The organism is Enterococcus sp. DIV0546, assembly GCF_051712785.1.
Taxonomy (GTDB): Bacteria; Bacillota; Bacilli; order Lactobacillales; family Enterococcaceae; genus Enterococcus; species Enterococcus faecalis.
Map to the genome: position 1 here is coordinate 1158871 of NZ_JBIOPO010000001.1, position 12559 is coordinate 1171429.

Below are 12559 nucleotides of genomic sequence, written 5' to 3' on the forward strand. Positions count from 1 at the left end.
TGTATTAACTTCATAGATTATTAAAAAATATCTTATAAGTCTGTTAACATTCAGTAATTGGCACTTGTGATTCTGGGATTTTATGATATATTTCAAGATGGAGGTGCATTTAGTTGAAAACAGTAGTTATTATTGATGCATTACGAACACCAATTGGAAAATATAAAGGCAGCTTAAGTCAAGTAAGTGCCGTAGACTTAGGAACACATGTTACAACACAACTTTTAAAAAGACATTCCACTATTTCTGAAGAAATTGATCAAGTAATCTTTGGAAATGTTTTACAAGCTGGAAATGGCCAAAATCCCGCACGACAAATAGCAATAAACAGCGGTTTGTCTCATGAAATTCCCGCAATGACAGTTAATGAGGTCTGCGGATCAGGAATGAAGGCCGTTATTTTGGCGAAACAATTGATTCAATTAGGAGAAGCGGAAGTTTTAATTGCTGGCGGGATTGAGAATATGTCCCAAGCACCTAAATTACAACGATTTAATTACGAAACAGAAAGCTATGATGCGCCTTTTTCTAGTATGATGTACGATGGGTTAACGGATGCCTTTAGTGGTCAAGCAATGGGCTTAACTGCTGAAAATGTGGCCGAAAAGTATCATGTAACTAGAGAAGAGCAAGATCAATTTTCTGTACATTCACAATTAAAAGCAGCTCAAGCACAAGCAGAAGGGATATTCGCTGACGAAATAGCCCCATTAGAAGTATCAGGAACGCTTGTGGAGAAAGATGAAGGGATTCGCCCTAATTCGAGCGTTGAGAAGCTAGGAACGCTTAAAACAGTTTTTAAAGAAGACGGTACTGTGACAGCAGGGAATGCATCAACCATTAATGATGGGGCTTCTGCTTTGATTATTGCTTCACAAGAATATGCCGAAGCACACGGTCTTCCTTATTTAGCTATTATTCGAGACAGTGTGGAAGTCGGTATTGATCCAGCCTATATGGGAATTTCGCCGATTAAAGCCATTCAAAAACTGTTAGCGCGGAATCAACTTACTACGGAAGAAATTGATCTGTATGAAATCAACGAAGCATTTGCAGCAACTTCAATCGTGGTCCAAAGAGAACTGGCTTTACCAGAGGAAAAGGTTAACATTTATGGTGGCGGTATTTCGTTAGGTCATGCGATTGGTGCCACAGGTGCTCGTTTATTAACGAGTTTAAGTTATCAATTAAATCAAAAAGAAAAGAAATATGGAGTGGCTTCTTTATGTATCGGCGGTGGCTTAGGACTCGCTATGCTACTAGAGAGACCTCAGCAAAAAAAAAACAGCCGATTTTATCAAATGAGTCCTGAGGAACGCCTGGCTTCTCTTCTTAATGAAGGCCAGATTTCTGCTGATACAAAAAAAGAATTTGAAAATACGGCTTTATCTTCGCAGATTGCTAATCATATGATTGAAAATCAAATCAGTGAAACAGAAGTGCCGATGGGCGTTGGCTTACATTTAACAGTGGACGAAACTGATTATTTGGTACCAATGGCGACAGAAGAGCCCTCAGTGATTGCGGCTTTGAGTAATGGTGCAAAAATAGCACAAGGATTTAAAACAGTGAATCAACAACGCTTAATGCGTGGACAAATCGTTTTTTACGATGTTGCAGATCCCGAGTCATTGATTGATAAACTACAAGTAAGAGAAGCGGAAATTTTTCAACAAGCAGAGTTAAGTTATCCATCTATCGTTAAACGGGGCGGCGGCTTAAGAGATTTGCAGTATCGTGCTTTTGATGAATCGTTTGTATCTGTCGACTTTTTAGTAGATGTTAAGGATGCAATGGGGGCAAATATCGTTAACGCTATGTTGGAAGGTGTGGCCGAGTTGTTCCGTGAATGGTTTGCGGAGCAAAAGATTTTATTCAGTATTTTAAGCAATTACGCAACGGAGTCGGTTGTTACGATGAAAACGGCTATTCCAGTTTCGCGTTTAAGTAAGGGGAGCAATGGCCGGGAAATTGCTAAAAAAATTGTTTTAGCTTCACGCTATGCTTCATTAGATCCTTATCGGGCAGTCACGCATAACAAAGGAATCATGAATGGCATTGAAGCTGTAGTTTTAGCTACAGGAAATGATACACGCGCTGTTAGCGCTTCTTGTCATGCTTTTGCGGTGAAGGAAGGTCGCTACCAAGGCTTGACTAGTTGGACGCTGGATGGCGAACAACTAATTGGTGAAATTTCAGTTCCGCTTGCGTTAGCCACGGTTGGCGGTGCCACAAAAGTCTTACCTAAATCTCAAGCAGCCGCTGATTTGTTAGCAGTGACGGATGCAAAAGAACTAAGTCGAGTAGTAGCGGCTGTTGGTTTGGCACAAAATTTAGCGGCGTTACGGGCCTTAGTCTCTGAAGGAATTCAAAAAGGACACATGGCTCTACAAGCACGTTCTTTAGCGATGACGGTCGGAGCTACTGGTAAAGAAGTTGAGGCAGTCGCTCAACAATTAAAACGTCAAAAAACGATGAACCAAGACCGAGCCATGGCTATTTTAAATGATTTAAGAAAACAATAAAAAAAATAGTTCAGCAGAAATTATTCTGCTGAACTATTTTTTTTCACATTAGGTAGCCGTTTCAGGCCACGAATTGGTTTTACTTTTAAGACATCTAAGAAGAAAGTGAACACAGGGATTCCTACAATAAGTCCCCATACACCAAAGAGACGCTCACTAACTAATAAGATGACAAACGTATAAAAGATTGGTAACTCTGTTTTACTAGACATGAATTTAGGATTTAGCACGTAAGATTCAAATAAATGGACGATTGTAATTAAAGCTAAGATATAAATCACATCGTTCAAGCCACCTTGGGAATAAGCGATGAAACTTAGCGGAATGCAAGAAATAATCACACCAGCAACTGGGACTAAGCTCAAAATGAAGATCATAATGGCTAAACTAGGTAACTGAGTAAAGCCGATTATCGCCAAGGCCAAGGTAGTAATGACTGTATTCACCACAGCAATGAAAAACTGAGCTTCCATTACGACACCAAATGTGTTAACGAACTTGTTGGCGAAATAATAGATATCCTGAAAAAACCAATCAAAATCACTTTTTAAAAATAACTTAGAAAAATCAGTCATTTGCTTCTTCTCAATCATAAAGAAGAAACTTAAAATAAAGGACATGACAAATGATAAACCGACAGCGCCAATATCTTGAATGTAGCGTAAAATCATTGAAGCGCCATTCTGGAGTTGAGAGAGTAAGTTAGATTTTTCCAAGTATTGATCAATAAATTGCAATACTTGATTTGTATCTGTATGTGGACTTTGATAAAAATCAACTACAGAATTAATCATTTGAGTCGTTTGGTTAACTAGAACGGGAACATATTTAGTAATCGCTAAATAGATTAGAAAAACAACCAATGCATAGGTTAAGAGAACGATGACAATCGTCGGGATTTTCATATAGCGTTGAACAAAATGGACCAAACGAACAGCTAAATAGGTAAAGATAAATGTTAAAAGAATTGTTGTAATCATGCTTCTGGATAAATAAAGCACAAAAATAATCAAAGCAAGGACGCAAAAACGTCGCAAACGTTCATTTTGAATAAATTTTTGATACAAACTCATAGGGGAAACTCCTTCTTTACTGAATAATCAATCCTGTTAAGAATAACATAACCATACCGATGGCAGCTAGGCCGCAAACAATAATATGGCGACGTTTGTACATCACTACAATGGCGATGAACTCTCGAATAAACGCGTTAGGTAAAAAATAAAAAGCGGTTTTTGCACCAATGCCATCAGCTTTTAAGCCAGCCATTCGAGCGAAAAGACCCGCTCGGAAAAGGTGATAATTGTTTGTAGTAAAAATGGCTTGGAAATTAGCATTTCCAAAATCCTCAATCATTGTTTCTTTGGAAAAACGCATATTTTCTAGTGTGTTTTTTGAATGAGCTTCTACTAAAATATCATCATCAGGAATACCTTGTGTCAAAGCATACATTTTCATCGCGACACTTTCAGGAAGTAATTCATCGGGGCCTTGACCACCAGACATGACGATTTTTGGCGGATTTAACGTTGCGCGATTTTGAGCCTTGTAAAATTGAATGGCTTTGTTGATGCGGGCTTGCAATAACGGCGGCACAATCTCACCATTGATTAACCCCGAACCTAACACAACAATATAATCCTGTGTATATTTTGGCTGATTAAATTGATACAACGTAGAAACAGTTAAAAAATTATAAAAAACAAACGCGAAATAAGTCAAAATAAATGGCGCAATAGTTAATGGTAAGGAGAGCCAAGTTGGTAACAACGATTGAAAAAAGAAATTATAAATTAATAGTAATGTTAAGCCAATTGCCAGCAACAACGTCAACAAGTTCCCTAGAGACCGACCTTCTTTTCTCATAACAACGACCGCATTCCAATAGAGGAAAATAATTAAGGCATAGAGTCCTAAAGCCAAAGCGATAAAAATCGCCAGCAGGGCAATAATTGCTAAGGTGATTAGAAAGTAGTTGTTTGTACGAATCGCAGTAATCCCTAAATAAGTCGCTAGAACCACAAGAAAAATATTAAATAATGTTCCATTCAGTAAACGCCTTTTTTCTTTGAAGTAGAAGAGCGCAAACAAGCCAAAAAAAGCAATGGGAATTAAAAAGAAGGCTGTGCCACGAATGATTTCTAAATATAAAACATATGAGAAGAACATAAAGACGGTCCAGCCAAACATCCACGGCAACCAATCGTGTTCTTTTTTCTTTTTCCGCCACGAGGGAATGAAAAAGAGACCCAATAAATAAACACCTAAAAAGGTTAAATCACCATAAAATTGCATAAATAAACTCCTTTAAAACATTTTTCCTCTTCAGTATAACGAAAACTCTTCAAAAAAAATAGAGGAAGCACTTAGTTTCAGAAAGTTTTCTTGTTCTTTTTTTTATAAAAAAAACCTGACGATTAACGTCAGGTTTTTGAGTCAGTATTGTTTAATTAAGCTTTAGTAACGTTAGTTGCTTGAGGGCCACGTTGACCTTCTTCGATTTCGAAAGTTACTGCTTGACCTTCTTCTAAAGTTTTGAAGCCGTCACCTTGGATAGCTGAGAAATGTACGAATACATCGTTTCCGTTTTCTGCAGTGATGAAGCCAAAGCCTTTGTCTGAGTTAAACCATTTTACTGTACCTGTTTCCATAATAAATATCCTCCTAGATGTGTGTTATAACACATTCATATTTTGCAATTACTTGAAAGGTGAAAAATGTGGAAGATGTTTATTTGAAACAGCTACCCATATTACCGAACAAAAACTACATCTATTACTATAGCATACTAACTGGTTTTTGTATAGCGATAACCTTATTTTCTTTTTATCGGATGTTTTTTAAAAACTAGAAAGTGAAGATAAGGCTGTTATAGTGCTGTTTCAATAAGGCTCAGAAAAAAAGCCCATTGTAAGGCGCTTTCTTACAATGGGCTTTTTGCCTGTTTTTAATAACGGAGGATAGCCGCTAAAGATTTTTCATCTGGTGCAGCTTTTTGGTCTAAAACAAAAACTTGACCGCCGTTTTGAATGACTTGGTAAGCAATGGTGTTTAAAAGTTTGCGACGATCATACTCTTCAGATGACATTTCATTGTTTTCAGTAACAAAGAGTGACGTTGCAATAAAAAGATGGGAAATTTTGCCGTCAGCTGCCGCTGGCGAAATATCTGTAAATTGATCTAAGAATTTACGATCTAGTAATTTGTTATAAGAAGCTGTTTCTTTTTCTGTTAACTCTGCAGCTATTTTTTCACTAGCGCTGCGGATATCTTGAATGGTTGCTTGTGCAGGTGAAGCAGCAACTGAAATTGAGCAATCATAATAAGGATTTTTAGCAATCTTTTTAAAGAGTGTTTGGTTTTCTGGTAAAGCATAAAGATAAAGCGGTAATTTTTCAGGATTATCCAGTTGATCTTTTAAGAAAGTATCGACTGCTTGATAGTAGTTCACCCAATCAATTTCAACTTCTTTATCTTTAGTATTGATGCTATGATAAGCGACACCTTCTTTAGAACCGTTAGAACTACCTTGAGTTGAAAAGTTTAAATTACCACCCGTTAATTCATCACCTAAAGCTGTGACCACGTCTGTTGGCGCGTCTTTAGGCAATTCAACAGGAGTCACAGTCGTATGATCAACCTTGTAAAGTTTCATTGAATCGCGATTTAGAGCAAGTAGGTAATAATGGTAGTTAAATTGTTTGTCTTTGACTAGTCCAAGTAAATAAGGAATCGTGTCCACGTAATATTGATCGTCAACGGGCACATCTAATCGTTGAACAAAGGTGTTTTCTGGAGATAAGATGATTGAAACACTTGCTGTGCCGTTGCGCCAGAAGGAAGCATCAGCTAGAAGTGCGTCAATTTTTTCTTGGAAAACAGACCATTTTTCCTCAGGAAATTTTTTTTCAAAGCGTGTTTTTGCCGCTTTTGCAAAATTTTTCAAAACAAGCGAATCTTTTTCTACGTTTTGATGAGCGACATGGGTGTTAAACAAGAAAGTAACAAACGGTCCATGAACTTCTTCAGAAAATAATGTTGATAAGCTATCTTTTTTTTGATTTGCCATAATAAAATCCCCCTTCTAAAAGTAAGTGTAGCACAGGAAATCGAATGTTTAAAACAATATGTTCAATAAAAGAAAACGCTTTAAATAATCTAAATAAAGGACTGTTAATGGTGTTCTAATAAAAGTTTTATAAAAAATATAGCTGAAACTCATGATAAAAAAGGCACAAACTACTATACTTACGTTATGCCAATTATCCCGAATTGGTTTTTTCATACTTACTCCTACCAAGAGTAAATAACAACCTTCATTTCCACCACAGACGACGGTCGTGGTGGTTTTTTTTGTTTAGGTTCTAGTTTTTGCTATCAATTGACTAGGAGAAGTGAACGTTCTTTAAGAATTTGTCATTTCAAATTTACGGAACCGCAAGAAACGATTTGCTTCTTCCTCTAACTGAGTAATTTCTTCTTCTGTTAACTCTTCCGTAGTAATGTGAATATGTAACTCTTTTTGTGTGCTTGTCATAGGTGCCTGATGATTGATCTCTGTTTGTTGGGTGCGGCCCATTAAATAGTCCAAGGAGACAGAAAAATAGTCTGCTATTTTTAAAAGATTCTCTACTTTAGGCGAAGAGGTATCCCAACGACGAATTTGTCCATTGGAAATGCCGACATTTCTTTCTAATTGGGCGAGGGTTAATTGCTTTGACTGAGCTAGTTGTTTAATGCGAGAAATTAAGGTCATTTCAAGTCCTCCTTGCGTTTTCCGTTTGCTAATTTTAAATTAGCGTAAAAGCGAATGGTTGTCAATTGCGAGCGTGTAATAAGAAGGTGAACATCTCATGAGTGATTTTTTAGAAAATTTCCGATGAAAAAAAGAAGAAATAGAGTTATTATTAGTAAGTAAACTGTTTTGGAGCGAGAGGGGATGAATCAATGGAGAAAATTAAAAGTTACCAAGAGGATTCTGAAGTGCAGAAAAATCGTTGGTGGATCTTAGTTTCTGTGGCTATGTTTACCTTCATGTCTACATTAGATTCCAGCATTGTAAATATTGCTTTACCGACTATTTCAAAAGAAATGTCCGTACCCATGAATCAAGCGGAATGGGTCGTATCTATTTATTTAATGGTTGTCTGTGCTTGTTTATTATTATTTGGAAAAATTGGCGACAGTTTTGGAAAAATAAAAGTTTATCGAATTGGCACGGTTATTTTTACGATTGGTTCATTACTTTGTGGCTTTAATCAATCGCTGAGCTTTCTATTATTTGCGCGAGTCGTTCAAAGTATTGGTGCTAGCATGACCATGGCGACCAATTCAGGAATTATTACGGAAGTATTCCCTTTAAATGAAAGAGGGCGGGCGCTTGGTGCAGTAGGTGCCTTTGTCTCTTTAGGCGCGATTGCTGGTCCTGGGATTGGTGGATTGATCTTATCAAACTTTTCTTGGTCGTATATTTTTTGGATTAATGTTCCTGTGGGGCTAGTTACAATTTTAATTGGCGAAAAGTTTCTACCAAAAGATATTACAAAAACAAAAGAAAAAATCGATTTTCCAGGATTTGCTTGTATTGCCATTGCGATTATGACGTTCTTCGGCGGGATTTTCCTCGGACAAGAGAGCGGGTTTGGCTCGTTACAATCCTATTTATTGTTCATTATTGCAGTAATCGCATTAGGATTATTTATAATGGTTGAACGAAAAAGAAAAAGCCCACTTATTAAGTTCGCAATTTTTAAAAACAAAATTTTTACTTTAAGTTTATTGTCCGCCGTTTTAATTTTTGCCTCAAACTTTTTTGTAAATGTTGTCATTCCATTTTATTTGCAGGATGCACGCAAACTAAGTGCTAGTTATGCTGGTCTATTAATGATGGTATTTCCGTTATTAATGGTGGTTGGGGCTCCTCTGAGTGGCTATTTGACGGATAAAATTGGCCCAGGTATTTTAACATTTGGCGGATTGTTGCTTTTGTGCTGTACGTCGTTAATGTATATGTTTTTAGATATGAATTCGCCCATCTGGTATTATGTGATTGCAACGGCCATTATGGGCTTGGGAAATGCACTTTTCCAGTCTCCAAACAATACAATGGTTATGAGCAGTGTTGAAAAGCAAGATTTAGGTGTAGCAGGAAGTATGAATTCTTTTGCTAGAAACTTAGGGATGGTCATTGGGATTGCGTTGTCAACGACCATTTTATATCGTGGTATGAGCGAAGCCTATGGTGAACGAGTAACCACGTATCTGGCTAATCGCCCAGATATATTTATTGTGGGAATGCGTGAAACCTTTTTTGTCGCCTTTCTATTATGTGTGGCGGCCTTTATATTAACGATTTTACGTTTTCGGAAAACAACCAAATAAGTAAAAAGAAGCAGACGAGAAAGATTCATGATTTTTCTCGTCTGTTTCTTTACTAGCTAAGAAAATAAGCAAATGCGATTGTATATTTCTAATTCTCTGTTACAATAAAGAAAGTAAACTGTACTAAACTGTACTACTTTTAAGAATGAATTTGACGATTAATTATCATAAGAGTGTGTAGAAAATACCGTAGGAGGAATACAAATGGAACTGATAGGACATGGACATTCATGTATTGAAATTCGTCTAAACGACGGCACGAACCTTTTATTTGATCCTTTTATTAATGGCAACCCTTTAGCGGACGTTTCACTTGAAGATTTACACCCTGATTACATCTTAATCACCCACGGACACAGCGATCATATTGGCGATATGCTAGCAATTGCTCAAGCCAACAAGGCAACGATTATTGCGATAGCTGAAGTGGCTACGTATGCACAGTCGCAAGGGGTAAAAGCGCATGGAATGAATCTAGGTGGGCGTTATGTCTTTCCTTTTGGTTCGGTTAAATTTGTGCCAGCTTTGCATAGTTCCGGTTATGAAATAGACGGCGTAATGACCTACATGGGCGAAGCAAGTGGGATTATTTTAGAAGCAGAAGATAAAAAAATTTATCACGCTGGTGATACGGCGTTGTTTTCAGATATGCGCCTTTTTGCAAAAGACAAATCCATTGATGTAGCGTTCTTACCAATTGGCGATAATTACACGATGGGACCAGAGGATGCGCTAGAAGCAGTCTCTTACTTAAATCCCGAAATAACCATTCCAATTCATTACAATACCTTTCCTGTTATCCAACAAAATCCAGCAATATTCGTAGAGCAAGTAGTTGGCGGGAAAGTATTAAACCCAGGAGAGACGATCCTAGTTTAGGAGGAAATTATGGCGACGAAACATGATCAAATTTTAAAACATATTGAAGAATTACCAATTGGCGATCGAATCTCTGTTCGAAGCATTGCCAAAAGTTTAAGTGTTAGTGAAGGAACAGCGTATCGGGCCATCAAAGATGCAGAAAATATTGGGCTTGTTTCCACCATTCAACGTGTTGGTACGATACGAATTGAGCGGAAGTTAAAAAAACATATTGAAAAATTAACATTTGGTGAAGTGGTCCGGATTATTGAAGGGGATGTGTTAGGCGGTAGCTCTGGTCTAGACAAAGTCCTTAATAAATTTGTAATTGGTGCGATGACAGAAACCGCGATGACGCGATATATTACTCCCGGATCCTTAATGATTGTTGGTAACCGCCAAGGCGTGCAAAAGCTTGCTTTAGAAAATGGGGCAGCCGTTTTAATTACAGGTGGATTTGAAACATCTGAAGAGATTGCGCAGTTAGCAGATCGTCTGGGTATGCCTGTCTTGAGAACCACATATGATACATTTACTGTGGCTACTATGATTAACCGTGCTTTAAGTGATCAGCTGATTAAAAAAGACATTTTACTCGTCAGTGATATTTATACAGCGCTTGAAAAAACCAATTATTTATTGACAACTCAGACGATTGCAGATTATCAGGCATTATCTGAAAGTACCCATCATTCTCGTTTCCCAGTAGTAAATAAGAAATTACGTTTAGTGGGGATTGTCACAGCCAAAGATGTCATTGGTAAAAGTGAACATTTAACCGTGGATAAAGTCATGACAAAGGACCCCAATGTTGTGAAAAAGATGATGAGTGTAGCGAGTGTCAGTCATCAAATGATTTGGGATGGTCTAGAAGTCATGCCGGTGGTGGAAGATGATTTAGCGCTTGTTGGGATTGTTTCTCGCCAAGATGTGATGAAAGCTATGCAATTGGTGCAACGACAACCACAAATTGCAGATACAATTTCAGATCAAATTTCCGGGGAAGTGATGCCTGTTGAAGAAAATGGCAAAGAAACAACCCGTTTTCGTTTTTCGGTTGCGCCCCAAATGGTTAACAGTGTTGGTACCATCTCGTTCGGTGTCCTAAGTGAAATTATTTCTAACGTGACACAACGAACAATGTTGATGAATCAAAAAAGAAATGTACTAATTGAACAAGTGAATCTACATTATTTGCGGCTAATCCAGTTGGAAAGTGAATTGGACATTCGTCCACGGATTTTAGAAATTGGTCGTCGCTCTGCAAAATTAGATATTGAAGTTTATTTAGAAAATGTCATTGTGGCAAAAGCAATTGTTGTTTGCCAAGTGATGGAGAGAACGTAGGAGGCTACAAAGAATGGACGTAGTAAAAGAAATTATGGCAGCAATTAAACAATATGAAACAATTATTATTCATAGACATCAAAGGCCCGACCCAGATGCAATTGGCTCACAGGTTGGGTTAGCAGAACTCTTAAGAGCGAGCTTTCCTGAAAAAAATATTTATCAAGTAGGCGGACCAGTGGAATGCTTAGAGTTTTTAGCTGAAATGGACGTTATTACTGACGATGTCTATCGAGGTGCATTAGTCATTGTAACAGATACTGCAAATGCTCCACGAATTAGTGATGCGCGTTTTTCTTTAGGCGATCAATTAATTAAAATCGATCATCATCCGAATGATGAACCTTATGGAGATTTAGTTTGGGTGAATACAAATGCAAGTAGTTGTAGTGAAATTATTGTTGATTTTTGGCAACAGCATTTAGCAGAATTAACGATGACAGATAATGCAGCTCGTTTATTGTATGCTGGGATTGTGGGGGATACAGGACGTTTTCTTTATCCTTCCACTTCGGCGCATACACTCGCTGTCGCTGCGCAATTGCGTACGTTTAACTTTAATGCCGCAGACTTAAATCGTGAGTTAGACCAAATGCCTTTAAAGGTTGCTAAATTAGCGGGTTATATTTATCAAAATTTAGAAATCGACGCAAATGGCGCTGCTCGTGTCGTTTTACCACAAAGTATTTTAAACAGTTATGATATTGTCGATTCTGAAACGGCAGCCATTGTTTCAATGCCAGGAAAAATTGAAGATGTTCTCTCATGGGCAATCTTTGTTGAACAGCCGGAAGGTTATTATCGCGTTCGGTTACGTTCCAAAGGACCAATCATTAATACAATTGCTAAAAAACATCATGGCGGCGGCCATCCTTTGGCAAGTGGCGCTAATGCACGTGATGCGGCTGAAATTGAAGTGATTTACCAAGAAATCCAAGCAGCTTGCCAAGAGTGGGCTCAAAAATAAATAAGTAATTAGAAAGTAGTTATCGGACGTTGATAAATCATTAGGACTACTTTTCATTCACTAGAAAATAAGGTAAAATGAAAAAGAATTATTTTTTACAAAGGAGAACGTTAATGACAGAGCAATTACCAAACTGCCCTGAATGTGGGTCGGCATATGCCTATGAAGATCGCGGATTATTTATTTGTCCAGAATGCGGTCATGAATGGTCACCAACAGAAGAAGTTGCAGAAGAAGGCTTAGTAGTTAAGGATTCAAATGGCAATCTTTTAGCGGATGGTGACAGTGTTACTGTAATCAAAGATTTGAAAGTTAAAGGTGCCAGTGGCGCAATTAAACAAGGCACAAAAGTGAAAAACATTCGTTTAGTGGAAGGTGATCATAACATCGATTGTAAGGTAGATGGTTTTGGTCCAATGAAGTTAAAATCAGAGTTTGTTAAGAAAAATTAAATTTCATTTGAATGATGAGACAGTAA

The 12559-nt window shown here is 37.6% G+C and carries 11 protein-coding genes; 6 read left to right on the plus strand and 5 right to left on the minus strand.

The window, feature by feature from the left end; genetic code table 11:
• Positions 1–113 precede the first annotated feature (113 nt).
• Positions 114–2525: a hydroxymethylglutaryl-CoA reductase, degradative gene (locus IGJ24_RS05610; protein ID WP_002388077.1), complete on the plus strand. Its 2412-nt coding sequence runs from the start codon at positions 114–116 to the stop codon at positions 2523–2525.
• A 20-nt stretch (positions 2526–2545) separates the two neighbouring features.
• Here IGJ24_RS05610 and IGJ24_RS05615 read toward each other — a convergent pair whose 3' ends face one another.
• From IGJ24_RS05615 to IGJ24_RS05635, 5 genes are all read right to left on the minus strand, one after another.
• Positions 2546–3598 (minus strand): AI-2E family transporter, encoded by a 1053-nt coding sequence (locus tag IGJ24_RS05615; protein WP_289865819.1) that lies wholly within the window; start codon positions 3596–3598, stop codon positions 2546–2548.
• Between the two features lie 16 nt (positions 3599–3614).
• Positions 3615–4820: a YdcF family protein gene (locus IGJ24_RS05620; protein WP_002382277.1), complete on the minus strand. Its 1206-nt coding sequence runs from the start codon at positions 4818–4820 to the stop codon at positions 3615–3617.
• Positions 4821–4975: 155 nt separating this feature from the next.
• Positions 4976–5176: a cold-shock protein gene (locus IGJ24_RS05625; protein ID WP_002357750.1), complete on the minus strand. Its 201-nt coding sequence runs from the start codon at positions 5174–5176 to the stop codon at positions 4976–4978.
• Positions 5177–5472: 296 nt separating this feature from the next.
• On the minus strand, positions 5473–6594 hold the full coding sequence (locus IGJ24_RS05630; protein WP_002365588.1) for a baeRF6 domain-containing protein: 1122 nt from the start codon (positions 6592–6594) through the stop codon (positions 5473–5475).
• A 336-nt stretch (positions 6595–6930) separates the two neighbouring features.
• Entirely contained in the window at positions 6931–7281 is a 351-nt protein-coding gene (locus IGJ24_RS05635) for a helix-turn-helix domain-containing protein (RefSeq protein WP_002357747.1), read from the minus strand.
• Between the two features lie 191 nt (positions 7282–7472).
• Between IGJ24_RS05635 and IGJ24_RS05640 the strand changes: the two genes are divergently transcribed.
• The 5 genes from IGJ24_RS05640 (at position 7473) to IGJ24_RS05660 (ending at position 12533) form a co-directional block, all read left to right on the plus strand.
• Positions 7473–8906 (plus strand): MFS transporter, encoded by a 1434-nt coding sequence (locus IGJ24_RS05640; protein ID WP_002369482.1) that lies wholly within the window; start codon positions 7473–7475, stop codon positions 8904–8906.
• Positions 8907–9110: 204 nt separating this feature from the next.
• Complete coding sequence (locus IGJ24_RS05645; RefSeq protein ID WP_002361745.1) at positions 9111–9785, plus strand: metal-dependent hydrolase; 675 nt, start codon at positions 9111–9113, stop codon at positions 9783–9785.
• A 9-nt stretch (positions 9786–9794) separates the two neighbouring features.
• On the plus strand, positions 9795–11114 hold the full coding sequence (locus IGJ24_RS05650) for a DRTGG domain-containing protein (RefSeq protein ID WP_002357743.1): 1320 nt from the start codon (positions 9795–9797) through the stop codon (positions 11112–11114).
• 13 nt (positions 11115–11127) lie between these two features.
• Positions 11128–12081 (plus strand): DHH family phosphoesterase, encoded by a 954-nt coding sequence (locus IGJ24_RS05655; RefSeq protein ID WP_129193616.1) that lies wholly within the window; start codon positions 11128–11130, stop codon positions 12079–12081.
• Positions 12082–12194: 113 nt separating this feature from the next.
• Positions 12195–12533 (plus strand): zinc ribbon domain-containing protein YjdM, encoded by a 339-nt coding sequence (locus tag IGJ24_RS05660; protein WP_002357741.1) that lies wholly within the window; start codon positions 12195–12197, stop codon positions 12531–12533.
• Positions 12534–12559: the final 26 nt, after the last annotated feature.